Source organism: Kitasatospora sp. NBC_00039 (genome assembly GCF_045160625.1).
GTDB lineage: Bacteria > Actinomycetota > Actinomycetes > Streptomycetales > Streptomycetaceae > Kitasatospora.
Map to the genome: position 1 here is coordinate 1,998,055 of NZ_CP108289.1, position 25,974 is coordinate 2,024,028.

General features: G+C 72.7%; 27 protein-coding genes and 1 riboswitch. Of the genes, 15 read left to right on the plus strand and 12 right to left on the minus strand.

The annotated features are described in order from the left end of the window. Nucleotides 1–103: 103 nt before the first annotated feature. Complete coding sequence (locus tag OG286_RS08985; protein ID WP_396319953.1) at nucleotides 104–991, minus strand: 2-hydroxy-3-oxopropionate reductase; 888 nt, start codon at nucleotides 989–991, stop codon at nucleotides 104–106. Nucleotides 992–1,052: 61 nt separating this feature from the next. Then, complete coding sequence (locus OG286_RS08990; RefSeq protein ID WP_396319952.1) at nucleotides 1,053–1,898, minus strand: TIM barrel protein; 846 nt, start codon at nucleotides 1,896–1,898, stop codon at nucleotides 1,053–1,055. 204 nt (nucleotides 1,899–2,102) lie between these two features. On the opposite strand from OG286_RS08990, the gene OG286_RS08995 reads away from it, so the two are divergent. From OG286_RS08995 to OG286_RS09025, 7 genes are all read left to right on the plus strand, one after another. Next, nucleotides 2,103–2,357, plus strand: coding sequence for a thiamine-binding protein (locus tag OG286_RS08995; RefSeq protein ID WP_396319951.1), 255 nt, complete (start codon nucleotides 2,103–2,105; stop codon nucleotides 2,355–2,357). Next, nucleotides 2,354–2,734 (plus strand): helix-turn-helix domain-containing protein, encoded by a 381-nt coding sequence (locus OG286_RS09000; RefSeq protein WP_396319950.1) that lies wholly within the window; start codon nucleotides 2,354–2,356, stop codon nucleotides 2,732–2,734. The genes OG286_RS08995 and OG286_RS09000 overlap by 4 nt, the downstream gene beginning before the upstream one ends. Nucleotides 2,735–2,957: 223 nt before the next feature. Beyond that, nucleotides 2,958–3,461, plus strand: a complete 504-nt coding sequence (gene uraD / locus OG286_RS09005) for a 2-oxo-4-hydroxy-4-carboxy-5-ureidoimidazoline decarboxylase (RefSeq protein WP_396319949.1) — start codon at nucleotides 2,958–2,960, stop codon at nucleotides 3,459–3,461. 72 nt (nucleotides 3,462–3,533) lie between these two features. Next, complete coding sequence (gene uraH, locus OG286_RS09010) at nucleotides 3,534–3,869, plus strand: hydroxyisourate hydrolase (protein WP_396319948.1); 336 nt, start codon at nucleotides 3,534–3,536, stop codon at nucleotides 3,867–3,869. A gap of 27 nt (nucleotides 3,870–3,896) precedes the next feature. Further along, complete coding sequence (gene pucL, locus OG286_RS09015; RefSeq protein WP_396319947.1) at nucleotides 3,897–4,817, plus strand: factor-independent urate hydroxylase; 921 nt, start codon at nucleotides 3,897–3,899, stop codon at nucleotides 4,815–4,817. A gap of 334 nt (nucleotides 4,818–5,151) precedes the next feature. Then, nucleotides 5,152–6,615 carry a nucleobase:cation symporter-2 family protein gene (locus OG286_RS09020; RefSeq protein WP_405362370.1) on the plus strand — a complete coding sequence of 488 codons (1,464 nt, stop codon included), beginning with the start codon at nucleotides 5,152–5,154 and terminating at the stop codon, nucleotides 6,613–6,615. Nucleotides 6,616–6,671: 56 nt separating this feature from the next. Then, nucleotides 6,672–8,057 (plus strand): 8-oxoguanine deaminase, encoded by a 1,386-nt coding sequence (locus OG286_RS09025; RefSeq protein ID WP_396319945.1) that lies wholly within the window; start codon nucleotides 6,672–6,674, stop codon nucleotides 8,055–8,057. Between the two features lie 187 nt (nucleotides 8,058–8,244). Here the strand turns inward: OG286_RS09025 and OG286_RS09030 are convergent, their stop codons facing one another. Further along, nucleotides 8,245–9,543, minus strand: a complete 1,299-nt coding sequence (locus OG286_RS09030) for an MFS transporter (protein WP_405364998.1) — start codon at nucleotides 9,541–9,543, stop codon at nucleotides 8,245–8,247. Between the two features lie 55 nt (nucleotides 9,544–9,598). Between OG286_RS09030 and OG286_RS09035 the strand changes: the two genes are divergently transcribed. Beyond that, complete coding sequence (locus OG286_RS09035; RefSeq protein WP_396319943.1) at nucleotides 9,599–10,615, plus strand: helix-turn-helix domain-containing protein; 1,017 nt, start codon at nucleotides 9,599–9,601, stop codon at nucleotides 10,613–10,615. Nucleotides 10,616–10,664: 49 nt separating this feature from the next. Here OG286_RS09035 and OG286_RS09040 read toward each other — a convergent pair whose 3' ends face one another. Together OG286_RS09040 and aceB are read right to left on the minus strand one after the other, a co-directional pair. Continuing rightward, a complete protein-coding gene (locus tag OG286_RS09040; protein ID WP_396319942.1) occupies nucleotides 10,665–11,051 on the minus strand; it encodes a gamma-glutamylcyclotransferase in 387 nt (128 codons plus the stop codon). 142 nt (nucleotides 11,052–11,193) lie between these two features. Then, nucleotides 11,194–12,846, minus strand: a complete 1,653-nt coding sequence (aceB, locus tag OG286_RS09045; protein WP_405362364.1) for a malate synthase A — start codon at nucleotides 12,844–12,846, stop codon at nucleotides 11,194–11,196. A 200-nt stretch (nucleotides 12,847–13,046) separates the two neighbouring features. Here aceB and OG286_RS09050 point away from each other — a divergent pair, with 200 nt between their 5' ends. Continuing rightward, entirely contained in the window at nucleotides 13,047–13,844 is a 798-nt protein-coding gene (locus tag OG286_RS09050) for an IclR family transcriptional regulator (protein WP_396319940.1), read from the plus strand. A 186-nt stretch (nucleotides 13,845–14,030) separates the two neighbouring features. Beyond that, a complete protein-coding gene (locus tag OG286_RS09055; protein WP_405365000.1) occupies nucleotides 14,031–14,597 on the plus strand; it encodes a hypothetical protein in 567 nt (188 codons plus the stop codon). A gap of 3 nt (nucleotides 14,598–14,600) precedes the next feature. Here the strand turns inward: OG286_RS09055 and OG286_RS09060 are convergent, their stop codons facing one another. Both OG286_RS09060 and OG286_RS09065 read right to left on the minus strand, forming a co-directional pair. Continuing rightward, nucleotides 14,601–15,581: a beta-glucanase gene (locus OG286_RS09060; protein ID WP_396319938.1), complete on the minus strand. Its 981-nt coding sequence runs from the start codon at nucleotides 15,579–15,581 to the stop codon at nucleotides 14,601–14,603. 2 nt (nucleotides 15,582–15,583) lie between these two features. Continuing rightward, a riboswitch (cyclic di-AMP (ydaO/yuaA leader) is annotated at nucleotides 15,584–15,697 on the minus strand. A gap of 236 nt (nucleotides 15,698–15,933) precedes the next feature. Then, nucleotides 15,934–17,319: an esterase/lipase family protein gene (locus OG286_RS09065; protein WP_405365002.1), complete on the minus strand. Its 1,386-nt coding sequence runs from the start codon at nucleotides 17,317–17,319 to the stop codon at nucleotides 15,934–15,936. A 258-nt stretch (nucleotides 17,320–17,577) separates the two neighbouring features. On the opposite strand from OG286_RS09065, the gene OG286_RS09070 reads away from it, so the two are divergent. Continuing rightward, complete coding sequence (locus tag OG286_RS09070; protein ID WP_396319936.1) at nucleotides 17,578–17,907, plus strand: MoaF-related domain-containing protein; 330 nt, start codon at nucleotides 17,578–17,580, stop codon at nucleotides 17,905–17,907. A 77-nt stretch (nucleotides 17,908–17,984) separates the two neighbouring features. Here OG286_RS09070 and OG286_RS09075 read toward each other — a convergent pair whose 3' ends face one another. Both OG286_RS09075 and OG286_RS09080 read right to left on the minus strand, forming a co-directional pair. Further along, on the minus strand, nucleotides 17,985–19,127 hold the full coding sequence (locus OG286_RS09075; protein WP_396319935.1) for an alpha/beta hydrolase: 1,143 nt from the start codon (nucleotides 19,125–19,127) through the stop codon (nucleotides 17,985–17,987). Between the two features lie 399 nt (nucleotides 19,128–19,526). Beyond that, the gene (locus tag OG286_RS09080; RefSeq protein ID WP_405362356.1) at nucleotides 19,527–20,147 is read right to left on the minus strand and encodes a TetR family transcriptional regulator; all 621 of its coding nucleotides are present in this window, start codon (nucleotides 20,145–20,147) and stop codon (nucleotides 19,527–19,529) included. 299 nt (nucleotides 20,148–20,446) lie between these two features. On the opposite strand from OG286_RS09080, the gene OG286_RS09085 reads away from it, so the two are divergent. From OG286_RS09085 to OG286_RS09095, 3 genes are all read left to right on the plus strand, one after another. Continuing rightward, the gene (locus tag OG286_RS09085; RefSeq protein WP_396319933.1) at nucleotides 20,447–21,211 is read left to right on the plus strand and encodes an SDR family NAD(P)-dependent oxidoreductase; all 765 of its coding nucleotides are present in this window, start codon (nucleotides 20,447–20,449) and stop codon (nucleotides 21,209–21,211) included. A 310-nt stretch (nucleotides 21,212–21,521) separates the two neighbouring features. Continuing rightward, complete coding sequence (locus OG286_RS09090; RefSeq protein ID WP_405362352.1) at nucleotides 21,522–22,502, plus strand: FHA domain-containing protein; 981 nt, start codon at nucleotides 21,522–21,524, stop codon at nucleotides 22,500–22,502. 125 nt (nucleotides 22,503–22,627) lie between these two features. Further along, the gene (locus tag OG286_RS09095) at nucleotides 22,628–23,020 is read left to right on the plus strand and encodes a hypothetical protein (protein ID WP_396319931.1); all 393 of its coding nucleotides are present in this window, start codon (nucleotides 22,628–22,630) and stop codon (nucleotides 23,018–23,020) included. A 111-nt stretch (nucleotides 23,021–23,131) separates the two neighbouring features. Here OG286_RS09095 and OG286_RS09100 read toward each other — a convergent pair whose 3' ends face one another. Continuing rightward, nucleotides 23,132–23,791: a Pr6Pr family membrane protein gene (locus OG286_RS09100; protein WP_405362350.1), complete on the minus strand. Its 660-nt coding sequence runs from the start codon at nucleotides 23,789–23,791 to the stop codon at nucleotides 23,132–23,134. Between the two features lie 229 nt (nucleotides 23,792–24,020). On the opposite strand from OG286_RS09100, the gene OG286_RS09105 reads away from it, so the two are divergent. Next, the gene (locus OG286_RS09105; RefSeq protein ID WP_396319929.1) at nucleotides 24,021–24,554 is read left to right on the plus strand and encodes an SMI1/KNR4 family protein; all 534 of its coding nucleotides are present in this window, start codon (nucleotides 24,021–24,023) and stop codon (nucleotides 24,552–24,554) included. Nucleotides 24,555–24,605: 51 nt separating this feature from the next. Here the strand turns inward: OG286_RS09105 and OG286_RS09110 are convergent, their stop codons facing one another. Both OG286_RS09110 and OG286_RS09115 read right to left on the minus strand, forming a co-directional pair. Beyond that, nucleotides 24,606–25,571, minus strand: a complete 966-nt coding sequence (locus OG286_RS09110) for a phosphotriesterase (RefSeq protein WP_405362346.1) — start codon at nucleotides 25,569–25,571, stop codon at nucleotides 24,606–24,608. Next, on the minus strand, nucleotides 25,568–25,966 hold the full coding sequence (locus OG286_RS09115; RefSeq protein WP_396319927.1) for a carboxymuconolactone decarboxylase family protein: 399 nt from the start codon (nucleotides 25,964–25,966) through the stop codon (nucleotides 25,568–25,570). Before OG286_RS09115 ends, OG286_RS09110 begins: the two co-directional genes overlap by 4 nt. Nucleotides 25,967–25,974 lie beyond the last annotated feature (8 nt).

Here is a 25,974-nt window from a genome sequence, read left to right on the forward strand (position 1 = left end):
GCCCGGGGTCTCACCATCCCGGCCACCGGGGTGTCCGCGCCGCGCGGCCCGAAGGGGCGGCGGCGGGCTCGGGTCCCCGGCCTGAGGCCGGGGGGAGGACGGGCTACTCGACCTCGCGGCCCGACAGCCGCTCGACGCCGCGCAGCAGCGCCGAGTGGTCGAGGGAGCCGTCGCCGTTGGCCCGGGCCGAGGCGACCAGCTGGGCGACGACCGCACCGACCGGCAGGGCGGCACCGACGGCACGGGCGGCGTCGGTGACGATGCCCATGTCCTTGTGGTGCAGGTCGATGCGGAAGCCGGGGGCGAACTCGCGGCCCAGCATGTTCGCCTTCTTGCGGTTGAGCACGGTCGAGCCGGCCAGGCCGCCGCCGAGCACGTCCAGCGCCGCGGCGAGGTCGACGCCGGCGTTCTCCAGGAAGACCACGGCCTCGGCCAGGACCTGGATGTTGACGGCGACGATCAGCTGGTTGGCGGCCTTGACGGTCTGGCCGGCACCGGCCGGGCCGACGTGGACGACCGTGGTGCCCAGCGCGTCGAACAGCGGCTTCGCCTCGGCGAAGTCCTCGGCGGCGCCACCGACCATGATCGACAGCACGGCCTCGATGGCACCGGCCTCGCCACCGGAGACGGGGGCGTCCAGGGTGCGGACGCCCTTCTCCTTCGCGGCGGCCTCGACCCTGATCGAGGTCTGCGGGGTGATGCTCGACATGTCGATCACGAGGGTGCCCGGCTTCACGTTCTCCAGCACACCGCCCTCGCCCAGGATGGCCTGCTCGACGTGCGGGTCGGCCGGGACCATGGTGATGACGACCTCGGCGTCCTTCACCGCGTCCGCGATGCTGGTCGCACCGTGGCCGCCGGCCGCGACCAGGGCGTCGATCTGCGGCTGGGTGAGGTTGAAGCCGGTGACGTGGTGACCGGCCTTGACGAGGTTGGCGGCCATCGGGCTGCCCATGATGCCGAGGCCGATGAAGGCGATCTTGCGGCTCATCGCGTCGTTCCTTTGTACGTGGTGGGGTGTGGGTGCCGAAGGGCCTACCGAGCGGCGCGCGTCACCTGGACGGACGCAGCTCGCGCGGGAGCCACTCGAAGCTGTCGGCGCTGACGCCGGTGGAGGGGCGGTACTCCAGGCCGATCCGGCCGGTGTAGCCGGCGGCGGTGAGACGGGAGAAGAGGTCCTCGAAGTCCAGCTCGCCGGTGCCGGGCTCGTTGCGGCCCGGGTTGTCGGCGATCTGCACGTGGCCGAAGCGGTCGGCGTAGGTGTCGATGACGGCCGCCAGGTCCTCACCGTTCTTGGCCAGGTGGTACAGGTCGCAGAGGAACTTCGCGTTGCCGAGGCCGGTCGCGGCGTTCACCTTGTCGACGACCTCGACGGCGGCGGCGGCGGAGACCAGCGGGTAGTCCGGGGACTCCGGCCTGTTGAGCGCCTCGACCAGCAGGATCGCGCCGATCTCGTGGGCGGCCCTGGCCGCGAGAACGAGGTGCTCCAGCGCGAGGGCGTCCTGCTCGGCCGGGTCCACGCCCTCGACCCGGTTGCCGTAGAGGGCGTTGAGCGCCTTGGTGCCGAGCGAGGCGGCGAGCTCGCCGGCGACCGGGACGTTGGCCCGGAAGCGCTCCTGCTCGGACGGTACGGAGACGGTACCGCGGGCGCCCTTGGTCAGGTCGTCCAGGAAGTTGAGGCCGGTGAGCTGCACGCCGGCGTCGGTGAAGGCCTTGCGGAGCGCGTCCTGCTCGGCCTGCGACGGGGTGTGCTCCTCACCGAACGGCCACCACAGCTCGGCGGCGGTGAAGCCGGCGGCGGCGGCAGCGGCCGGGCGCTCCAGGAGCGGCAGCTCGCTGAACAGGATCGACAGGTTGACCGTGAAGCTGTGCTGGGCGGCGGCCGTCACGTCAATCACCTCTCACTCTCTTCCGTCATCCGCAACTTCCACGATCCGGAAGAGGGATTCTGCTCGGTGGAAGCATGTCCGCACCGCCGAGTGGGTGTCAAGACTGCCGCAACAATTTGTTGAAGCCGACCGAAACCACTCCACCCCAGGCCCGGCCGCTGTTCGATCGACCAGCCCCTGACCTCGCCCGCACCCGCTCGCTAGAGTGAGCAGGTGCGATTGATGGTGGAGTTCACGACAGAACCGTTCGAACTGGACACGTTCCCGGAGCACGCCGTGGCGGCCCGGAAGGTGGTCGACGAGGCCGGCCTGGCCGTCTCGGTCGGCCCATTCGGCACCGGCGCGGAAGGCGGGGCCGAGGAGGTCCTGGCCGCCGTGACCAAGCTGCTCCGGGAGACCCTGGACGCGGGTGCGACCCGGATCTCCGTCCAGGTCAGCGTCCTCGGCGAGGAGGGCGGTACGCCATGACCGATCACCTGGAACACCCGCTCTCCGCGGCGATAAAGCCACTGCTGGCCGCCGTCGGTGCGACGCCCGTCCCGCTGGACGAGGCCAAGGCCGAGGACGTCGTCCTCGAGTGGGAGGGCGCCCCGGCACTGGCCGTCCGGCTACCGCACCTGAGCAGTGCGCTGGACCGGCTGCTGGCCGAGATGGCCCGCCAGTTCGACGGCCGTCCGCTGTCCGAGCTGGACCGCTGGGAGAAGCAGCGCGTGGTCGCCCTGCTGGAGGAGCGAGGCGCCTTCACCGTCCGCCATGGAGTGGAGACGGTCGCCACGGCGCTGGGCGTGAGCCGGTTCACCGTGTACAACTACCTCAACCGCCAGGACGGCTCGAAGTCCGGCTGAGCACGGCCGGACACACTCTGACGGGGTGTGCCCGGGTGAGCCCTGCCGGCCCGGCCAGTCTTCACCAGCCCCCGGCGGGGCACACTTGTCTCATCGCACACGAAACGGCCTGGCAACCGGGGCCGGTTCAAAACGTAACCACCAACCGTTCAACAAAGTGTTGACGGCCCGGGTGGGTGGATCTAGCTTGTGCGGGTGGCACCACTCTTCAGGAGGTCCACTCGTGACCAACCACCCCCACGCCCTTGACGCCCTGGCGGCGGCCGACGCCGCCGAGCTGAGGACGATCCTGCTGGAGGTCTGCTCCAGCCCCCGTTGGGCCGACGCCGTCGCGGCGGCCCGCCCGTGGTCCGACCGCGAGGCCCTGCTCGACGCCAACGCGTCGGCCATGGCCACGCTCACAGCCGCGGACCTGCACGACGCGATGGCCGGCCACGCCCGGATCGGCAAGCCCAAGTCGGGCGACGCCACCTCCGAGCGCGAGCAGGCCGGCATCAGGGGAGTGGACACCGCACTCCTCGACGAACTGCGCGACGCCAACGCGGCCTACGAGGCCAAGTTCGGCCACGTGTTCCTGATCTGCGCGACCGGGCGCACCGCGGACACCATGCTCGCCGCCCTGCGCGAGCGGTTCCCCAACGACGCCGCCACCGAGGCGGAGATCGTCCGGGGCGAGCTGCGCAAGATCAACGACATTCGCATCAACCGCCTGCTCGACGAGGCCTGACGTCACTTCTGACGTAACGTCAGTCTCTTCCGACGTAAAGTCACATCTGCCATCAGTAAGGTCACTTCACCCATGACTGGCATCTCCACCCACGTGCTCGACACCAGCCTCGGCCGCCCGGCCGAGGGTGTCCCGGTCGAGCTCGCACTGCACACCGAGGGTGGCTGGAAGGTGCTCGGCACCTCCGCCACGGACTCCGACGGCCGGGCCAAGGACCTGCCGGCCGTGGAGGCGGGCTCGGTCGTCCGGCTGCTCTTCGACACCGCCGCGTACTACGCCGGCCGGTCGGACGGGACGCCGTTCTTCCCCGAGGTCTCGATCGTCTTCACGGTCGCGCCCGCGCAGCACCACTACCACGTGCCGCTGCTGCTCAACCCGTTCGGATACTCGGTCTACCGCGGAAGCTAGACCGCTTGATTGATTGGGAGCCAAGTCATGGCCCACGTGCTCGGTCAGAACCAGTACGGCAAGGCGGAGAACCGCATCGTCCGGATCTACCGTGACTCGACCCGTCACGAGATCAAGGACCTGAACGTCTCGGTCTCCCTCCAGGGCGAGTTCGAGGACGTCCACCTCACCGGGTCGAACGCCAACTGCCTGCCCACCGACACGACGAAGAACACCGTGTACGCCTTCGCCAAGGAGTACGGGATCGAGTCGGCGGAGCAGTTCGGCATCATCCTGGCGCGGCACTTCGTGGACGACACCGAGCGCGGTGTGGTGCACAGCGCCCGGATCCGGATCGAGGAGTACGTCTGGGACCGGATCAAGACGCCGGACAACTCGGCCCGCTTCATCGGCTCCGAGGAGGTCGGCCACTCCTTCGTCCGCAACGGGCAGGAGACCCGCACCACCGAGATCGTCTACGACGGCGAGACCGTCCAGGTCATCTCGGGCCTCAAGGACCTCATCGTGATGAACTCCACCAACTCGGAGTTCTGGGGCTACATCAAGGACAAGTACACCACCCTCCAGGAGGCGTACGACCGCATCCTCGCCACCCAGGTGACGGCGCGGTGGAAGTACGGCTTCAGCGGCCGTGACGGCGACGCCCAGCCCAACTGGAACCGCTCCTACACCCACGTGCGGCGGCACCTGCTGGAGGCCTTCGCCGAGACCTACTCGTACTCGCTGCAGCAGACCCTGCACGCGATGGGGACCCGGGTCCTGAACAACCGCGCCGAGGTGGACGAGGTCCGCCTGGAGCTCCCCAACAAGCACCACTTCCTCGTCGACCTGGAGCCGTTCGGCCTCAAGAACGACAACGAGGTGTACTACGCCGCCGACCGGATGTACGGCCTGATCGAGGGCACCGTGCACCGCGAGGGCGTGGTACCCGTCATCCCGGTCGCCTGACCTCTCCACCCCCATGCCCCCGCCCGGCACGGTTGCACCCTCCGGCCCCCCGCGGCCGGCCGATGCCGGACGGACGGAAACACCCGCAGTACCCGCACCACCCGCAGTACCCGCACCACCCGCAGTACCCGCACCACCCGCTGTACCCGCACCACTTGTTTCTCCATCCCCCACCCACCGGAGATCGTGCCCGCCTCACGGCGGCCGGCCCCGGGTGCTGGAGAGGCCGGCCGAGGGACCCTTGCACCGCCGTCCCGCCCTCGGCCGAGGCAGTACCAGCCAGTCTCCAGCGCCACGGGCGCGTCGCGAGCCACGGGCACAAGAGGGGCTCGACATGGCACCCAGCAACACCGGCAACACCGACGGCGGTTCCACCCCTGCAAGACCTTCTGGTCCGGACGGTGCGTCAAGCAGCCTCCCCGGCAAGCCGTCCGGACCGGAAACCCACCCCGTGGACGAGTTGCTGCCACCGGTGAAGCTCGTCTCCACCGGCCTGCAGCACGTCGCCGCGATGTACGCGGGAGTCGTCGCTCCCCCGCTCATCGTCGGCGCCGGCGTGGGGCTCTCCCCCACCGAGCTCGCCCTGCTCATATCGGCCAGCCTGTTCACCGCCGGGCTGGCCACCCTGCTCCAGACCCTCGGCATCTGGAAGATCGGAGCGCGGCTGCCGTTCGTGAACGGCGTCTCGTTCGCGGGCGTCGCGCCCATGATCGCCATCGCCAAGGAGCACGGGCCGAAGGACGCCCTCCCGGTGATCTTCGGAGCGGTGATCGTCGCGGGGATCCTGTGCTTCCTCGCGGCACCGTACTTCTGCAAGCTGATCAGGTTCTTCCCACCGGTCGTCCAGGGCACCGTGATCACCCTCATCGGGGTGTCCCTGCTCCCGGTGGCGGTGAACTGGGCGCGCGGCGGCTCGCCGGGCGCCCCCGGATACGGCTCCATGCGGGCCATCGGCCTCGCCGCGATCACCCTCGTCGCGGTGGTGCTCTGCAACCGGCTGCTGCGCGGCTTCTGGCAGCAGCTCTCCCTGCTCCTCGGACTGGCGATCGGCACCCTGCTCGCCTTCCCGCTGGGCCTGGCCGACTTCGGCGCGGTCCAGGACGCGAAGATCTTCGCGCTCCCCTCCCCGTTCCACTTCGGCGCCCCCGCCTTCGACGCGGCCGCGATCGTCTCGCTCTGCATCGTCATGGTGGTCTCGATGACCGAGTCCACCGCCGACATGCTGGCGCTCGGCAAGATCGTCGACCGCGAGGCCGACGAGCCCGTGCTCGCCGCCGGCCTGCGGGCCGACGGACTGGCCACCGCACTCAGCCCGGTCTTCAACGGGTTCGCCGCCAGCGCCTTCGCCCAGAACATCGGACTGGTGGCGCTGACGAAGATCCGCAGCCGTTTCGTGGTCGCGGCCGGCGGAGGCATCCTGATCCTGCTCGGGCTCTTCCCGGTGCTCGGGTCGGTCGTCTCCCTCGTACCGCAGCCGGTCCTCGGCGGCGCCGGGATCGTGCTCTTCGGCACGGTCGCGGCAAGCGGCATCCGCACCCTCGCGGAGGCGGGAATGGAGTCCAGCTCCAACACCATCCTGGTGTCGGTCTCGCTCGGCGTCGGAATCATCCCGATCGCCGTCCCGGCCTTCTACGACGCGTTCCCCGAAGCCGTCCGCACCCTGATGCACTCCGGGATCTCGGCCGGCTGCGTGATGGCCGTCCTGCTCAACCTGCTCTTCCACCACGTCGGAGTCGCCCGCCGGTCGCCGGCCGACGGGACATCCGGCACCACGGTGCCGACGGCGACACCGTCCTGACCCACCGGGCGGGCATGCGCCCCATGCCCGCCCGGCCTCCCCCATAGGAGTTCCCCATGGCAGTCCAGCCTCCGCCCGCCGACCAGCGGATCGTGATCGAGAACGTCGCGATCGCGACGGTCGACGCCAACGACACCGAGTACGCCCGCGGCCACGTGGTCATCCTCGGCAACAAGATCGAGTCGGTCGGCGACGGCCCCGCCCCGCAGTGGCTGGACAACGTGGTACGCCGGATCAACGGCGAGGGCCACCTCGTCACCCCCGGCCTGGTCAACACCCACCACCACTTCTACCAGTGGATCACCCGCGGCCTCGCCCAGGACAACATCCTCTTCGACTGGCTGGTCGCGCTCTATCCGACCTGGGCCCGCATCGACGACAAGCTCGTCCATGCCGCCGCCCAGGGCTCGGCCGCCGCGCTGCTCAAGTCCGGCTGCACCACCGCCTCGGACCACCACTACGTGTTCCCGAAGGACGGCGGCGACATCCTCGGCGCCGAGATCGAGGCCGTCCAGGAGCTCGGCATGCGCTTCACCGCGCTGCGCGGCTCCATGGACCGCAGCAAGAAGGACGGCGGCCTGCCGCCGGACCACGCGGTCGAGAACACCGAGGAGATCCTGATCGCCTCCGAGGCGGCCGTCGACACCTACCACGACGCCTCCTTCGACTCGATGCTGCAGATCGCCATCGCGCCCTGCTCGCCCTTCTCGGTCTCCACCGAACTGATGCGCGAGGCCGCCCTGCTGGCCCGCCGCAAGGGCGTCCGGCTGCACACCCACGGCTCCGAGACCGCCGAGGAAGAGGCGTTCTGCAAGGAACTGTTCGGCATGGGCCCGACCGACTACTTCGAGTCGGTGGGCTGGCTCGGCGAGGACGTCTGGATGGCGCACTGCGTCCACATGAACGACTCCGACATCGCCAAGTTCGCCGAGACCGGCACCGGTGTCGCCCACTGCCCGTCCTCCAACGCCCGCCTCGCCGCCGGCATCGCCCGCGTCCCGGACATGCTCAAGGCCGGCGTCCCGGTCGGCCTCGGCGTGGACGGCACCGCCTCCAACGAGTCCGGCGAGCTCGGCACCGAGCTGCGCAACGCGCTGCTGATCAACCGCCTGCACGGCTACCCGACCGCGCTCACCGGCCGGCAGGCCCTGCGCCTGGGCACCATGGGCGGCGCCCGGGTGCTCGGCCGGCAGAACGAGATCGGCTCGATCGAGGTCGGCAAGCTCGCGGACCTCGCGCTCTGGAAGATCGACGGGATCATGCACTCCTCGATCGCCGACCCGATCGCCGCCCTCACCCTCGGCGCGCTGCCGCCGCTGGCCACCCTCTTCGTCAACGGCAACGCCGTGGTCGAGAAGGGCTTGCTGACCACGGTGAACGAGGACCGGATCGCCCAGGCCTGCGCCCGCGCCGCCAAGGAGCTGGCCGCCCGCCCCGTCTAGCCCCCGTTCGCAGTACCCCTGAACTCCGGGCCGCCCAGGGACGGTGCGTCACCCGGACTCCGTGCGCCGTCGCTCAGGACGGCCCACGGAACACAGCCCCGGACCCACGGCGAGGGTCCGGGGCTGTGGCGTGCCCGCGTACACCGGCCGGCCCGCTCCCACCCCCGTGGGGCGCGGGCCGGCCGGCCTACCCGGCGCGCTCCGCCCCGCGGGCGGTGTCGGGGGCGGCGTCGGGGGCGGCGTCGCGGGCGGCGTGACGGGCGGCCGCGCGGGCGGCCGCCGGCATGGCCAGACCGGCCAGCGCGAACAGCCCCGCCAGCACCGCCCAGCCGGAACCGCCGTGGTCGACGACCGTCACGGTGATCACCAGCGGGCCGATCACGTGCGCGGCCGCCTGACCGCTCATGAACACCCCCTGGTACTCGCCGTGCGCCTCCGGATCGGCCAGGTCCAGACTGAGCGTCCAACCGCCGGCCGAGGTCAGCAGCTCGCCGAGGCTGTGCACCAGCGCCCCCGCCAGGACCACCCCGGCCGCCAGGGCCGCCGGACCGGACTGCGCCGCCGCGTACACCAGACAGGCCCCTGCCAGCAGCAGCGCACCCCGCGCACAGGCCCGCCCGGCCGAGACGACCTCGGTGACCCCGCGGCTCGCCCGGACCTGGAACACCACCACCAGCAGGCAGTTGACCACGTTCACCGCCGAGACCACCGCCGCCGGCGCGTCCGTGGCGAGCACGATCCAGAGCGGCAGGCCCACGCTGAGCACCGCGAGCTGCAGCTCCAGCACCGCGTGCAGCCCGGTGACCAGCACGTACCGGCCGTCCCGCAGCGCCGTACGCCGCTTCGCCTGCCCGCCCGCGGCACCGGCCGGGCGGGTCGCCGCGTCCGGGACGGGCAGGCCGACCAGCAGCGCCGCCGCACCCAGGAAGCTCACGGCGTCCAGCGCCAGCACGGCCACGTAGCCGGCGTACGCATCGGCCTGCAGGGCGAGCGCCGCGCCACCGGACCCCACGACGAGACCCGCGTTCATCACCGAGCGCAGCAGCGCCCGGGCGCGGACCTGGCTCTCGGCGGGCAGCGCCCGGGCGAGCAGGGCGCTGCGCACCGCCACCGCGCCGCGCTCCAGCACCGTTGCCGCACAGGCCAGTGCCACGAAGGCGGCGAAGGAGTGCACGAACGCGTAGCCGAGCACCGCCGCGGCCTCCAGCGGCCCGACCACCATCAGCAGCCGCTTGCTGCCGACCCGGTCGGCCACCCGCCCCATCGGCACCCCGGCGAGCACGCCGCAGATGCCGGCCGCGGTGAGCCCGAGCGCGACCCGGCCGGGCGTCAGCCCGATGGAACGGGTGAAGAACAGGACGCTCACCGTGATGAAGAGCCCGTTGCCGACGGTGTTCACCAGGCTCATCAGGACGAGCCGGCGCAGGAGCGGATCGTCCGGCAGTAGGCGGCCGGAAACAGCGGGGCGCACCGCGGTGGAGGTCATGGCAGAAGCACAGCGGGCTTCCCGGGCGGGCGGAATTCTTTTACCGTTACGGTCAATGTTCGAGTTCCGCTTCGGCGTTGACGACCTCGCCGCCACCTGGTTCGCCTATTCGCCGCTCCAGGAGGCGGTGCTGAGCCTTCGTGCCCGCCGGTCCGCCGCCCGCTATCCGGAGCAGCAGCCGTGGATCACCGGCTGGCGCTCCCGGTACGAGACGCTGGACACCGCGCTGCTGGAGTCGCTGATCGCGCCGGTCGGCTTCGTGCCGGACTTCCTCACCCCCCGTCCGGCGGCCCCCCGCCCGGACTTCCACGCCGAACTCGCGCGGCTGGCGGCCACACCGCCGGAGGTCGTGCGCTCCGACGTGCTCGCCGCGTACGGGGGCGACGGGAGCCCGCTGCCGCCCGTACTGGCCGGGCTCATCGACGACCCGGCGGCGCTCACCGCACGGGTGGCCGAGGTGCTGGAAGCGTACTGGACGCGCTGCCTCGCCCCGGCCTGGTGGCCGAGGGCGCGGTCGGTGCTGGAGGCGGACATCGCCTACCGGGGCCGGATGCTCTCGGAGCGCGGCGCGGAGGGGCTCTTCGCCGATCTCGACGTCCGGCTCTCCTGGCGTGGCGGGGTGCTGCGGCTCACCGATCCCCATCCGGCCGTGCGGGCCGTGGGCGCCTCGGTGGACGTCGCCGGGCGGGGGCTGGTGCTGATCCCGACGCTGTCCGGGCTCGGTGCGCAGACCGACATCAGCCAGGTGGGGCCGCCGCTGATCGCGTACCCCGCGCGTGGCAAGGCCACCATGGCCGAGGGCCTGGACGCGGGTCTCCGTGGAGACCGGGGCGGGCCGGGCGGGCCGCTGGCCGGGCTGATCGGTTCGCCTCGGGCCAGGCTGCTCGTCCTGTTGGAGACCCCCGCCAGCACCACAGAACTCGCCCACCGTCTGGGCGTCACCCCGGGCGCGGTCAGCCGCCATCTCGGCGCGCTCGCCGCCGCCGGCCTCCTCGACCGCACCCGGCACGGCCGCAGTGTCCTCTACCGCCGCAGCCGACTCGGCGACGCCCTGCTCGGACGGGAGTCCTGACCAGGGGTGCTCGGCCGCTCAGGCCGTACGGCCCAGGGGTGCTCCGTGCTCAGGCCGTACGGCCCAGGGTGGCGAGGTAGGCGCGCCAGCCGCCGTGGTGGGTGATCTCGCGGTGGACGCCGCGGTCGGCCTCGCCGCGGGCCAGCAGCATGGAGAGGCAGGCGGAGCCGTCGGCCAGCTCGACGACGCCGAGCTCCAGCTCGCGCGGCTCACCGGGGAGGATGACGTCGCGGAGGTGTTCGAGGGTGATGTCGTACAGTTCGCCCTCGATCGCGGTGCCGGCGGCGGGGTCCGGGTGCAGGCCGGGGCAGACGTCTCCGATGGAGAAGAAGCGGTAGCCGGGCGCGGTGCGGACCGGGCCGATCAGGGCGTCGGCGACGGACGCGTGGAACGGGCCGCCGACCATGGCCTGGCCGTTGAAGAAGATGCGGGGCATGGGGGTTCCTCGGGCGAAGGGGCCGTTCCGTACGGCGACGAGAGGACAGGTGGATTCGTCGCCGTACGGAACGGAGCAATGGGGGGGAGGAGTGCTACAGCCTGGCAGGCGGCAGCCTCCTCCGCACTGGATAGATTGGGGCTCAGCCCAGCAGGGGAAGCGCGGGGAGGGTCAGGAAGTCCGCGAACTCCTCGGCCAGGGCGACCTGTTCGAAGAGCCTGGCGGCCTCGCGCCAGCGCCCACCGGCGTAGGCGTCCTCGCCCAGCTCGGCCCGGAGCCCGGCGAGTTCCTCGGCCACCAGGCGGCGCACGAGGTCGGCGGTGGCCTTCTCGCCGGTGTCGGAGAGCACGACGCCGTTGTTGATCCACTGCCAGATCTGCGAGCGGGAGATCTCGGCGGTGGCGGCGTCCTCCATCATGTTGAAGATGCCGACGGCCCCGAGGCCGCGCAGCCAGGCCTCGATGTAGCGGACGCCGACCTGGACGGCGTTGTGCAGGCCCGCGCGGGTGCAGGTCCCGCCGGCGCCGGCGATGTCGAGCAGCTGGGCGGCGGTGACGGGCTCGGCCGGGCCGGGGTTGTCCTTCTGGTTCGGGCGGTCGCCGAGGACGGCGTCGAAGGAGGCGCGGGCGACGGGCACGAGGTCCGGGTGGGCGACCCAGGAGCCGTCGAAGCCGTTGGCGGCCTCGCGGTCCTTGTCGGCCTTGACCTTCTCCAGGGCCGCGGCGTTGACCGCCGGGTCCTTGCGGCTGGGGATGAACGCGGCCATGCCGCCGATCGCGTGGGCGCCGCGGCGGTGACAGGTCTGCACCAGCAGCCGGGTGTAGGCGGCCATGAACGGGGACGCCATGGTGACGGTGTTGCGGTCGGGCAGGATGTAGTGCTCGCCGGCGTCGCGGAAGTTCTTGACGATCGAGAACAGGTAGTCCCAGCGGCCGGCGTTGAGCCCGGCGGCGTGCTCGCGCAGCTCGTGGAGGATCTCCTCCATCTCGAACGCGGCCGTGATGGTCTCGATCAGCACGGTGGCCCGGATGGTCCCGTGCGGGATGCCCAGGGCGGCCTGGGCGTGGATGAAGACGTCGTTCCAGAGCCGGGCCTCGAGGTGGCTCTCGGTCTTCGGCAGGTAGAAGTACGGGCCGGAGTTCGGGTCCTCGGGGCCGCGGGCGATCAGCCGGGCCGCGTTGTGGAAGAAGTAGAGCCCGAAGTCGAGGAAGGCGCCGGCCACCGGCAGGCCGTCGACCAGCAGGTGGTTCTCGTCCAGGTGCCAGCCGCGCGGGCGGACCACGACGGTGGCGAGTTCGGCGGCGGGCTTGAGGGTGTAGGCCTTGCCGGCCGAGGACGTGAAGTCGATCCGGCCCTCGAAGGCGTCGATCAGGTTGATCTGACCGCTGACCACGTTGTCCCACGTCGGGGCGGTGGCGTCCTCGAAGTCGGCGAGCCAGACGCGGGCGCCGGAGTTCAGGGCGTTGATGACCATCTTGCGGTCGGTGGGGCCGGTGATCTCGACCCGGCGGTCCTGGAGCGCGCGCGGGGCCTCGGCCACCGTCCAGTCGCCTTCGCGCACGGCGGCCGTCTCGGGGAGGAAGTCCAGGGTGCCGGCGCGGACGATCTCTGCGCGGCGGGTCTTGCGGCGGGCCAGGAGCTCCTGTCGGCGGTCCTCGAAGGCGCGGTGAAGCCCGACGACGAAGGCGACCGCCTCCGGAGTGAGCACCTCCTCCGCCCGATGGACGCGCGGACCGGCGACAGTGACGACCGGAGCGGCGGGGGAGGCGCCGGCGGGTCCCTGATCTGTAGCCATGAGCAGGACACTCCTAAGACGGTTGAGCATGGCGAAGGGAGCTCCGGTGGGAACTTCCTTGATCTGAACCGATCTGAACCCGACTACCGGCGGGTTCGATTCTGTAAGGTGGAGACTAGTTTCCGCGATACAGAATTTCAACGGTTTGTTGAGGTGATCGCAGGGACTCTACTCCTCCCCCGACATCGAAGGGAACGCCGGTGGTTGCGACCCCCGACACAGCATCGACGACGGGCACGGACCGCGCGAGCGGCGGTGTGCAGTCCGTCGAGCGCGCCTTCCAGCTGCTGGAGGCGCTGGCCGACTCCGGCGGCGTGGCGACGCTCAGCGAGCTCTCCACCACCTCCGGGCTTCCGATGCCCACCATCCACCGACTGGTTCGTACCCTCGTCCAGCAGGGCTATGTGCGCCAGGACACCGCGCGTCGCTACACCCTCGGGCCGCGGCTGATCCGGCTCGGCGAGACGGCCGGCCGGCTGCTCGGCAGCTGGGCCCGCCCCTACCTGGCCGAGCTGATGGAGGCCACCGGCGAGACGGCCAACCTGGCCGTGCTGGAGGGTGGCGAGGTGGTCTACGTCGGGCAGGTGCAGTCGCGGCGCTCGATGCGGATGTTCACCGAGGTCGGCCGCCGGGTGCAGCCGCACTGCACCGGGGTCGGCAAGGCCCTGCTGGCCCAGCTGCCCGAGGCCGAGGCGCGCGCCGTCCTGGGCCCCAACCCGCTGCCCGCCCACACCGAGTTCACGGTGACCGACCCGCAGGAGCTGCTGGACCAACTGGCCGAGGCGCGCGAGCGCGGCTACGTGGTGGACGACCAGGAGCAGGAGATCGGGGTGCGCTGCATCGCCCTCGCTGTGCCTGGCGCGCCGACCCCGACGGCGCTCTCGGTCTCCGGCCCGGAGGCCCGGATCCGGGCACTGGAGGAGCAGGCCGGCGCGGCCTCCCTGGTGCCGGTGATGCACCACATCGCGGCCCGGCTGGGGCAGGTCCTGGCCCCCTGACGCGACATCACCGGGGCTTTCGCGCACGGGAGGTCGGCCCGGCCGTCTTCCCGTGGAAGCGTTCGCCCGTTCGAGCGGCCCGAGGGCGGGTTACCCCGGCCGCGGCGGACCGGTCGGTCACGCTGGGTGCGGACGCGCCCCGCGACGGTGCGGGGCGCCGGAACGCAGAGGGCAGGGTGAGCGGCGATGTCGCACAGTGGGTCCGTACGGGGTTTCTTCGGCAGGTCACTGACAGTGGGGTGCGCGCTGGCGGCGCTGGCCGCCGGGCCCGCGTGGGCGTGTCCGGGCGCCGGCCCGGAGCCCGGGGGCGATCCGGCGGCGGAGGTCGCGGCACCCGGCGGGCCCGCGACCTCCGACTCCGACCTGAAGGTGCTCCGCATCAACCCGGACGCCGCCGCACCCGGCGGCACCACCACGGTGCACGCCCGCGTCCTCAACACCGGCCCGGACCGGACCGCCTCGCCGTTCACCGTGGTGATCACCCTGCCCGGGGGCGTGACGCCCGAGGGCCCGTTCCTCCCGGAGAACTGCTACGCGTTCCAGAACGGCCACCGGGTGCGCTGCACCTTCCCGGCCGGGCTGGCGAGGTTCCGGACCGCGACGGCACTGATCCCGGTCCGGATCGCCACCGCCGTCCCGGCCCCCAGTACGTTGGCCGGGGGCTGGGTGGCGGTGCGCAGTGACGACGACCGGAACGAGGCGAACAACAAGCGGCCGTTCGAGATCCGGGTCGTACAGACCGCCATGCCGTAGCTCCTAGCGGTACACCCGGACGTAGTCCGCGGCGAAGGTGATCGGAGCCGTGCCCTGCGGCGCGGGGTGGTACTGCCCCGCGCTCAGGGACAGGTTGAGGATCGGGTACGCCGACCAGTCGGCGCCGACGCCCTTGCCGTCCGAGAAGACCTTGGTGCCGTTGACGTACCAGTCGACCGAGCCGGCCCCGCAGTGTGTGCCGATGGTGACCCAGCCGCCCTTCGTGATCGCCTTGGCGTCCGTGTAGTACAGGTTGCCCGGGTTGATGTGGTTGGTCAGCTCCAGCAGGTTCGGGTTGTCGGGGTGGTACTCGAAGGAGTCGATCTCCCCGTGGGTGCCGCTGGTGCCGTTCCACGTCCAGAGCGCCGGCCAGGCGCCGGTGCCGGCCGGGAGCTTGACCCGGGTCTCGATGTAGTCGCCGGTCTTCACCTTGAAGCCCTCGCTGGAGTACTCGGTGGTGAGCAGCCCGGTGTCCCAGGCCTGCTTGCCGTTCTCCAGCGTGTGCGTGCCCGGCCTGGCGGTGAAGGTGGCGACGCCGCCGGAGACGATGACGTTGTTCCTGTTCAGCCAGTCGAGCTTGTTGTCGTTCGGATTGTGATCGCCGTATTGGTAGGAGCTGCTCCTGTCGGCGGTCCAGCGGGAGCCCAGGGCGAGGCTGTTGAAGTCTTCTGACCAGGTGAGCTTCTTGCCCGCGACGGGCGCGCCGGTGGCGGGGGCGGTGCTGGTGACGCTCAGCGAGGGGGTCGCCGTGGGGGCGGGCGGCGGCGAGGGGGCGGCGGACCTGCCCGCGACCATGGTGGCCGGGCCGAGCTTGTCCTGGGTGACGGTCGGCGCGGCGGCCGCCTGGGCCCCGCTCACCGCCGGGGCACCGAGCAGTCCGGCACCGCTGACGGCGAGCGTGCCGGTGACGGCGAAGGCGGCGTTGCGGCCGCGGTGGGTGGGGCGGGCATGGCGCGGCGCGCTGCGCCGGGCACGCTTCTGCATGACAGTCTCCTCTGCGACGCCTGCGAGGTGAGCTGTCGGGTTCGGGCTGAGGTTGCCCGGCCGCCTGTGAAGCGGCTTCACCCCTAGCCTCGGCCCGGGCGCGGGGAGCGCACGGGCCGGGCACTGACCTGGGTCCCCCGCTCCCGTCCGCTGTGGTGCTCGGTTGCCGGCCGGCGGGTGGACAGGACTCGGCGTCCCGACGGCGGAGATCCGCGAAGCGGACGTCCTGTGCAGGCTAGGCAGGCCCCCCGGGGGCCGACAACTCGACGAGGGGTGTTCTCGCGCGGCGCACAGTGAAGTCGATCAACGACGGTACGGGGGCTCGGCCGGTGCGGGCCGGCCGGTCAGCCGGTCAGCCGAGCCAGCCGTCCACCTGGCTCATCGCGTCCGGGGACCAGGCCAGCTCCAGGTGGTTGAGCCCGGTGAGCAGCCGGGTGCCGCCGACCGTGCCGACCCCGGTGGTGTCCAGGGCGCTGCGGGTGAGGACGATGCCGTCGCTGGGCCCGCGGTTCTCGTTGAGCACGCCCGGGATGTCGGCCGAGCCGCCGGCCAGCAGGTAGGTGCGGACCGCCGCCGGGACGCCCGCCTGCTGGAGCGGCCCGATCAGCGAGCCGGCGTCGATGGCCGCCTGGATGCCCTGGCCGGAGGTGTAGTAGCCCTGGCCGCCGTAGTAGGTCGTCCACCAGTCCTGGGCGGAGCCGTCCACCCCGTAGGTGGCGTCCCAGCGGGCGAGCAGCTGGCGCTGGCCCGGGTAGCAGTCGTACCCGCCACTGGGCAGCACCCCGAGGCAGGGCTGGGCGGTGGAAGTGCCGTAGCAGGCCATGGACAGGTGCGGAGACGGCACGTTGGCGGTGCCGCCACAGGCCGGCCAGGTGGCCAGCGAGAACGCCCAGCCGTGCGCGTACACGTAGTCCAGGCCGCCGTTCGGCCCGCCGAGGGTGACCAGACGGCGGACGTCACCCGCGTACGCCCGGCCCCAGGACGGACGCACCGAGGACACGTACGCGCGGGCCGCGACCTCGCCCTTGCTCCACGCGACCACGTCCACCTGGGGCACCCCGAGCCGGGCGCGGATCAGGGCGATCGCGTCGCCGACGGCCTGCGCCTGGAGCAGGTTGTCGCCCTGCTTGTGGGCGAACCCGATCGCGAAGACGCGGCGGCCGGTGCCGGCGAGGTACCGGGCGAGCCCGGTGGAGGGGCAGGCGGACGCGCCGCAGGTGCCGCTCTCGCTCGGGTCGGCCCAGGCGCGGTCCGCGTTGTCGTTGGCGCCGTGGACGAGCAGGACGGGGGTGGCACGGCTGCCGGTGTCCCAGCCGGCGGCGGAGTAGAGCAGGAAACGCCCGGAGTAGGGCTGGCGGACGCCGCCGAAGTAGGTGAGGCGGGCGCCGTCCTGGTCACCGCGCCCGCCGGGCGGGTACTGCTCGGCGCGGAAGCCGGTGGTGGTGTCCAGATAGCGCTCGACCTTGGCCCAGCCGTTGCCGGGGGCGGGGAAGGCGGCCTCCAGGGTGAGGGACGCGGTGGCGGGGGCGGCGGTGGCCGCCGATGCGGGTGGGGGCGCGGCGAGGAGGAGGGCGGCGAGGGTGAGGGCGGCGGTGAGGGCGGCGGTAAGGGCGGCGGTGAGGGCGGCGGTGAGGGCGGCGGTGAGGGCGGCGGACAAACGACGGGCGGTGGGGCGCGGGGCGGTGGGCGGTCGTCTGTCGGACGGGCGTCCGGTGGTGAGGCGCGAGGTGGCGGGCATCGGCGGCTCCCTGGTCGGGCCGGTGGGCCGTAGGGCGGGCTGGGGCAGGCCCACGTCCCGGTGGGCCGGAGCTGCACGGTACGGCCGGGCCGCCGGGCCGCCCATGTGCCGGTGTCACACCCGGTGGGCGGGCGGCGTGGCGGTCTGTGCCGTGGCGGGAGTGGCCGCAGGGCCGCCGCCGAGGTCACCCGTCGGATAGGTTGGAGCTCCACCCGCAGTGCCGTACCGCCCAGACGAGAGACGAGGACCCGTCCCGCCATGACCGCGCCCCTTCCCGCCTTCGCCGGCCGCACCTACCTCTTCCAGGTCGACAACGGCGCGGCCTTCCGCAACGCCTACTCGGCCGACGGCAAGCGGCTGCGCTGGGAGGGCCTCGGCGAGTCGGCCGGCCAGTGGGAGGACGTGGCGCTGCACGTCGCCGAGGTGGGCCCGGAGCTGTACTTCGTCAGCTGGACCGAGCAGAGCGGCATCACCGTCAGCCACGTGATGGACCTCGGCAAGCTGACGGTGCGTGCGTTCTGGACGTACGAGGGCGAGGGCGGCCGGGTCGGCGAGCTGCACAGGGGCACGCTGGAGCCGGTGGCCTGAGCCGGTGCGCTGAGCAGGTGGGTTGAGCCGGTGCTCTGAGCCGGTGGACCTGCCGGACCGGCCGGACCGGCGGCCCGTCAGACCGGCTGGCCCGGCACCTGGAGGTGCTGCGAGAGCCACTCCAGCGAGGACGGCAGCAGCTTGCTCCAGGTCTCGAAGTTGTGGCCGCCGGTGTGCAGCATGCTGTACGAGACCTTCATCGGGCTCTGCACCGCGGCCACGAACGCCTCGGTCTCGCGCCGGTAGTTACCGTCGCCCTCCTTGGTCCCGGCCAGCAGCACGGACACCTTGGGCTGCGGCAGGTTCTTGAGGCGCCACATCAGGTCGGCCTCGTTGCGCCGCTGCTCGCTGCCCTTGAAGAGGTCGGGGACGGTCGGGTCGTCGGCGGCCTGGTAGTAGCCGGAGAGCGAGACCGCGGTCGGGAAGACCTCCGGATGCCGCATGGCGAGCTTGAGCGCGCAGTAGCCGCCGGTCGAGTTGCCCATGAAGCCCCACGCCCGCGGGTCGGCGGAGACCCGGTAGCTCGCCTGGAGCGCCGACGGGACGTCCTTGGTGAAGTACGTCTCCGACTGGGCGCCGCCCGGGATGTCCTCGCACTCGGTGTCCAGCGGCAGCGCGGGCGAGGGACGCACCAGCACCATCACGGTCGGCTGCATCTTCCCCTCCTGGAGCAGCTTGAGCGCCGCGCCCGGGTAGTTCAGCCGGGTCACCAGGTTCTTGGCGATGCCGGGGAAGCCGGTGCTGACGATCACCACCGGGAACTGCCGCTGCGCGTACTCCGGCTGGAAGTACTGGGGAGGCAGGTAGACGTACCCCTCGGTGGAGAGCCGGGTGGTGGCCCCGTCGATCCGCACCTCGCGGATCTCGCCGGACTGCTTGGGCTCGCGACCGAGCGCACCGCCGCCCTGGACGGAGGCGTGGCCGATGGTCTCCACCGTGAGCCGGCCGGAGGCGTCCGCCTTGTTCTGGATGACCACCGGGCCGGAGTCGCCGGTGCCGAGCAGGTCGTCCCAGCTGCTGTAGAAGGCGAAGTAGTTGTTGGCCACCAGGCCGAGTGCGGCGAGCACCGTGAGCTGGGTGGCGAGCAGCGCGCCGATCCGGCCGAACACCGCCTGCCAGGTCTGCTTCGCCAGTCTCGGCCACAGCCAGACCGTGCCGGCCATCATCACGACCGCGATCAAGACGGTCAGCGCCAGCACCTTGTGGCTCGTCAGACCCATGTCCTACTTGCTCCCACGCCTCGTACGTCCCCTGCCCCGACCACCGGCGGCCAGTTGCCAGGACACTCGGGACGGCCGCCCCGGTTCCCCCGTCCGCAGCGGGGGCCGTCGCCGAGGCTCGGTCAACAACCCTAGCGGTCCACGGAGGCCTTCCGAACCCGCCGACCAGCGGGGATCCGCGGGTGGGACGGGGTCCGGAAGTATGACGTGGGGGCGTGCGGTGGTGCGCTGCGGAGGTGCGACGCGGCGAGGCGGCGGGTGATGCGGGCGGGTGCGCATCGGGCGCTCCTGGCGTGACGCGAGGCATTCGGTGGCGCAGGTGGGCCGTGGCGCAGCTGGGCCGTGGTGCGCGGCCGTGGTGCGGGCACGGGCCGGTTCCGGTGGTGAACTGGCGCCCGGTCAGCTGACGAGCGCCCAGAGGCGCAGACCTGCGGTCAGTTCGCGCATGCAGCGGGCGCCCAGTTCCTGGGGCGAACCCGGGCCGGTGGTCGGAGCCTGTGAGAAGGCCCACTCCTCCAACGCCACCCGAATGGCGGTGGTCGCGGCCGCCGCCGCGAGCCGGATCTCCAGCGCGTCCGTCCCGTGCGGGCAACGGGAGGCGATCACCTCGCGCAGCCGCTCCTCCGAGTCGCCGTGCACCCGCTGCCAGACGTCGGCGAGGCTCGGGTCCCGGAGCAGGTCGCGGGTCCAGTGCATGGCCTCGGCGGCCTGGTCGTCGGGCGGGGTCAGCGACTCGACCGCCGAGCGCTCCAGCGCCTCACGTACCGGCAGCTCGGCCGAGCTCTCCGCGAACAGCAGGACCCAACGCTGCCCGCCCGCCGCCAGCAACGGGGCGACGGCGTCCTCCTTCACCGAGAAGTAGCGGTAGAAGGTGCGCAGCGAGATGCCGGAGGCGAGGGCGATCTCCTCGGCGGTGACCGCCTCGGCGCCGCGCTCGGCGAAGAGTTCGGCGGCGTTGCGGGCGATCTCCAGCCGGGTGGCGTCACGGCGGCGCTGGTTCAGGGTCGGGCGTCCGGTCACGGTGGTCAGCGTACGCGGGCGGGCGGGCGCGGTGGCGCGACGTGTCACTTCGGCGCGGCGTGCCGTGATGGCGTGGCGTGTCGCGATGGCGCGGCGCGCCTGGGTGGCGTCGCGGGTCGTGGTGGCGCGGCGTGCCCGGGTGGCATCGCGGGTCGTGGTGGCGCGGCCGGTCACGTCGGCGCAGCGCAGCGCGGTGACCCGCCGTTTCGATGTGGCACATTGAGCCTCATTGGCACGTTGTGCCACTTGGGCGTACCGTGTCAGGCGAGGTCGCGAGACCACGAACGAACGGAGTACCCATGGAGCGCTTCAGCGGACGGAACGTCCTGATCACCGGCGGCGGCTCGGGCATCGGCCAGGCCACCGTGCACCGGATCCTCGCCGAGGGCGGGCGGGTCGTCGCGGTCGACGTCAACGAGGACGGTCTGAAGGCCACCCTGGACCGGGCGGCCGCCGCAGGCACCGCCGACCGTCTGACGATCACGGTGCTGGACATCTCGGACGAGGCCGCCGTCCGGACGGGTGTCGCCGAGGCGGTGGCCGGCCTCGGCGGGCTGGACGTCCTGGTCAACGCGGCCGGGATCCTGCGCTCCTCGCACACCCACGAGACCACGCTGGAGTTCTGGAACAAGCTGATCACGGTCAACCTGACCGGCACGTTCCTGATGACCCGCGAGGCACTCCCCGCCCTGCTCACCGGCGGGAAGGGCGTGGTGGTGAACTTCAGCTCCACCTCCGCGACCTTCGCCCACCCCTACATGGCCGCGTATGCCGCGACCAAGGGCGGTATCCAGTCCTTCACGCACGCGATCGCGTCGGAGTACTCGAAGCAGGGACTGCGCGCGGTCTGCGTCGCCCCCGGCAGCATCGACAGCGGCATGACCAACAACCCCGGCCTGCCGGCGGACGCCGACTTCAGCCTGCTCGCCAAACTCTCCCCCGCCCTCGGCCAGGGCTTCGCCGGTCCGGAGACGGTGGCCGGCGTGATCGCCATGCTGGCCTCGGACGACGGCGCCTTCGTGACCGGCACCGAGATCCGGATCGACGGCGGCACCCACATGTGACCCGCTGCCCGCCGGGTCAATGGCGGCAGGCCGAAGCGGTCGACGGCCCCGGTCTCGACCGCTTCGGCCCGTCACAGCCGGCCGTCGAAGGGCCGCGAGCGGAGCCCGGCGGTGCCCGGCGCCCGGTACCCGAGCCGGCCGGTCGGCGGTTTCCCGGACGGCGACCCCGGTCGGGGCTGTTCCGGAGAGCGGGGGTGGCCTTTACTGGAAGGGAAGGCACCCGAGCCGACGGGCGGGCGGACCGGTCCGCCGCCGTCAGTGGTTCACCGGTTCACCGGTTCACCGGTCTCACCCGGCAGGAGGTAGTGCCATGAGCCCGCCTTCGCGAGAGCAAGCCTTACCCCGTCTCGTCGTCGACAGCCCCGACCAGCTCCAGGGGCAGGTCTTCGTCCTCGCCGATCAGCCGATGACGGTCGGCCGGGACTCCGAGTGCCAGATCCACGTGGGCGATCCCGGCGTCAGCCGGCGCCATGCCGTGGTGTGGCGGTCCGGCGGGCACACCACCGTCGAGGATCTGGCGTCCACCAACGGCACCCGGCTGAACGGTCACCCGGTGCTCGGGCAGCAGGAGCTGCACACCGGGGACGTGCTGGACTTCGGCCCGTTCGAGGTGCACTACGAGGAGCCGCGCGACACCGCCGTGACCGTCCCCGGGGTCGGCGCGGCCGGGCTGACGGCCACCGTCGCCGGCGTCCAGCCGCCGGGCCGGCAGGCACCAGCACCGCCACTGCCGTCACAGCCACCACGGCCCCAGTGGCCGCAGCCGTCCCAGCAGGCACCGTCGCCGTCCCACCCGGCGCCGCCGCCTCCGGCACGCCCTGCGCAACCCGAGCGGCCGCAGCCCGCGGCGGGGCACCGGTTCGATGTCGAGCAACAGCAGGCCGGGAACCTCAGCAACGTCGCCGGGAACCAGTACAACTACGTGATGCAGGCGCGGCGGGACAGCTTCTTCCGCGAGATCGCCGCCACCCGCACCAGGGCACGGCACCTGGTCATGGCCGGTTTCCTGCTGCTCGTGATCGGCGGCGGAGTCTACGGCTGGGCGCTGGTCAGCTTCATCGTCCACACCAACAACGCTGCCCAGTCCGCCAACCCCGACTTCTCCGTACCCGACCTGCTCGGGCCGAAGGTCGGCGGAGTACCGGTCGGCGCCCTCGGCTTCGCGGCGGCGGCGATCGGCGGCGTCCTGCTGATCGTCGGCATCGTCCTGCACGTCGTGACCACCTCGCGGCGCCGGCGCTTCGAGGAGGAGGAGTCACGCCGGCTGAACGTGCCGCCCCCGCCGCGCTGAGGCCACCGCGTCGCCCCCGTCGATGGCCGCCGGCCCGGGCGGTCGCATCAGGCCGACACATCAAGCCACGGCGTCAAGCCGTCGCATCGAGCCACCGCACCGAGTCCATCACGGGAGGCCCGGCCATGGTCTTCAACATCGGCAGCCAGCAGGGCGGCGTGATCAACAACGTCGCCGGCGACCAGACCGTCCACGGCGGTCAGTCCGGCCACTTCACGGCGGACGGGCAGGACGTGCGCGGGCTGGTCGGCGAACTCCGTACGGCCGTCGAGCAGGCGCAGCTGCCGCCGGCGGTGGCGCCCGAGGTCCGGGCCGAACTGGACTCGATCGATGCGGAGGTCGCCCGGCCGGAGCCGGACCGCGAGGCGGTCGCCGGCCGACTGACCCGGGTCACCAAGCTGCTCAGCTCCGCCGGCGCCCTCGTCGCCGCCGGCACCGGCCTGCTCGGACCGCTCTCCGCACTGGCCGGCTGGCTGGGCACCCTGGGCCTGCCGATCCTGCATGCCCTCGGGGGCTGAGGCCGACCCGTCCTCGGACCGTCGGCTCGGACCACCCGGCTCTCGGTCGTGGCTCGCCGCCGCCGGCCCGCGGTCGTCGGGCCGCGACCAGGGCGCGCCTCCGGCCCCTGCTCACGTCGGCCGGGCGTGGGCGCGGCGGCCGGGCGGCGCGGTGCCGGTACGGGCGTCCCGGCGGTCGCCGAGGGTGTTGCCCGCCCACAGCAGCACGGCCCCGACCAGGGCGAAGCCCCCGGTCGTCAGGAAGGACGCCCCTGCGACCCGGCAGTAGCCGCCCGGGATGGTGGGGTCGAGGAACACGTACGGGTACCGGTCGACCACCACGCCGCGGAGCAGCGTGTAGGCAAGGTAGAGCAGCGGGGGCACCAGCCAGCCGGCCGCCTCCACCGGGCGGATCCGGCGCTCCGGCGGGTCGACCAGCCAGTCGGCGAGCACTGCGGCCGGCACCACCTGGTGCACGACGTGGTGGACCCACGGGACCATCATGTCGACGGGGTAGGGCACCTGGAGCAGTCCGTACGCAAGCCCGGTGACGGTCGTGCAGAGCAGCACCGCGCCCCGCACCGTACCGAGCACCGGGCGCCGGCCGGTCAGTGCGGCCCCTCCGCCGAGCAGCAGGACGACCGCGGCGGCCATGGCGCTGAGGTTGCCGAAGTAGCTGAAGAAGTTCGGCAGTCCGGTGATGCCGGTCGCGGCGCGGTGGCCCGCGAAGCCGAGTGCGACGACGGTGAGGAGCGCGAAGGCGATCCTGGCCGGGGCGAGCCATCGGTACATCCTCGGATCCGCCTCTCCGCCGGGCTACGGGTGCCGTGGTTGCTCAGATTCAAACCCCGGCACGGGAATCCGGCCACCGGGCGGCGGCCGACGGGCCGGTGGTCGGCACGCCGGCGGGTCGGCACGTCGGTCGGTGAGCAGCGGGGCCTGAGTGGCGGGGCGGCGGGCGACCCGCGGCGGCCGATGGGCGGCGGATCGGGCTGCCGGGGGGAGGCGCTAGCGTGCGGGCATGACCGCGACGACGACCGGCGACGACCGCAGCTTCCCGCCCGCCCTGGCCGAGGTGGCCCGGGTGGAGTTCGAGTACGGCGAGGAGGGCGAGGGCGTCGACTTCGAGCCGTACGACGTCTTCGACTCCGCCGAGGAGACCACCGACTGGATCCGGTCCTGGACCGCCAACCGCGAGCTCGACGGTGCCGCCTACCGGGTGTTCGGGCAGGACGGCACGGGGGGCCTGGCCGCACTCTGGCTGGTGCGGCCCGGCCGCCCGCTCGCCGACCAGCCGGTGGTCTTCCTGGGCTCGGAGGGCGAGCGGGGGGTGGTGGCCGGGAGCCTCTCCGACTTCCTCTGGGTGCTGGCCGACGGCCTCGGCCCGCTGGAGGCCGCCGTCCACGAGGAGTGGGAGTCCCGTCCCTCCCCCGTCCTGGCCGACCTGGCCGAGCGCCACGCCACCACCGCGCGCCGGCCCGCCCGCGAGATCATCGCGGAGGCGCAGACCGAGTTCGCCACGTTCTCGGAGGACCTCGACGCACTCTGCCGCTGAACCGGCCGCGGGGACAGGACGCGGCACGTCGGTGCCGGAGGACCCGCCCGCTCAGGAGCGCCAGGCCACGGCCAGCGCCCGGGCCGGGTTGGCCGTCAGGAGGAGCTCGGGCAGCTCGGGGCCGAACTCACGGGCGAGGCGCGGGGCGAGGGCGGTGAGGAGGTGCGCCGGGCCGGGGGCCAGGCGAGCGGTGCGGGTGGTGGTGTCGCCGCCGAGGAGGAGTTGCGGGGCGTGGCCGGCCTCCACCAGGGCGGCGACGGTGTCGAACAGGTGGTGGTCGGTGGCGTGGTGGGCGCGGGAGGGGCCGTCCAGGGCGAGGTACGCGCCGGACTCGGCGAGGTGCCGGTGCAGCCGTGGGTCGGGGAACCGGTTGAGGTGGCCGAGGATCACCCGCTGCGGGGGCACGCCGTACCGGTCGCAGAGAAGGTCCAGGACGTCGGACGCGGCGGTGCCGAGTTCGTGGTGCACGGCGATCGGGGCCCCGGTGGCGTGGTGGGCCTCGGCTGCGGCCGCCATCACGCGGCGGGTGTGGTCGCCGAGGCCGTGGTAGTCGCCGGCCACCTTGACGAGTCCGGCCCGGACGCCGCCCGGCACGTCGCGCAGGCCGGTGGTCAGCTCGGCGGTGAACAGCTCGCCGAGCCCCTCGTACAGCGCGTCCAGCACGGCCGGTTCGTAGTGGACGGCCTGGTGCAGGCCGGTGGCCGCGACCAGGTGGACGCCGGTGGCGCGGGAGAGCCCGGCGAGCGCGTCGCCACCGCGGCCCATGCCGTGCGGGGTCCACTGGACGAATGCCTGGCCGCCGGCCGCCGCGAAGACGCGCAGGACCTCCTCGGCCGCGGCGGCGTCGTCCAGCTCCTCGCCGGGGAGGCGGGGGCTGCGAAGGAAGAGGTGGTCGTGGGCGTCGCACACGCCGAGCTCGGCGGGGTCGAGGTCGCCGAGGACGGTGCGGACGGTGCGGTCGCCGAGGACGGTGCGGTCGGCGCGGACGGCGGCGCCCGGAGCGACGGCGCCGGTCATGCGGACTCGGCGAAGGTCGCGGCCGCGACCCGCAGGCCGGCCAGCGCCTTGGGAACGCCGACGTAGGGCGCGAGGTGGACCAGCACCTCGGTGATCTCCTCCCGGGTGACACCGATCCGCAGGCTGTTGCGGACGTGGTCGGCGAGCTGTGGTTCGACACCGCCGAGGGCGGTCAGGGCCGCCAGGTTGGCGATCTGACGGTCACGCAGGGCGAGGCCTGGCCGCTGGTAGGTGCCGCCGAAGAGGCTGGTGACGATCCAGTCGGGGAAACCGGGCGCCAGTTCGTCCAGCCCCTGGAGGGTGGTCGCCTGCGTCTGCGGGCCGGCGAGTTCGTTCAGCAGGGCGTAGCCGGCGGCGCGGTCCAAGGGGGTGGGGGTGAGCGCGGTGGAGTCCATCGGAGGGG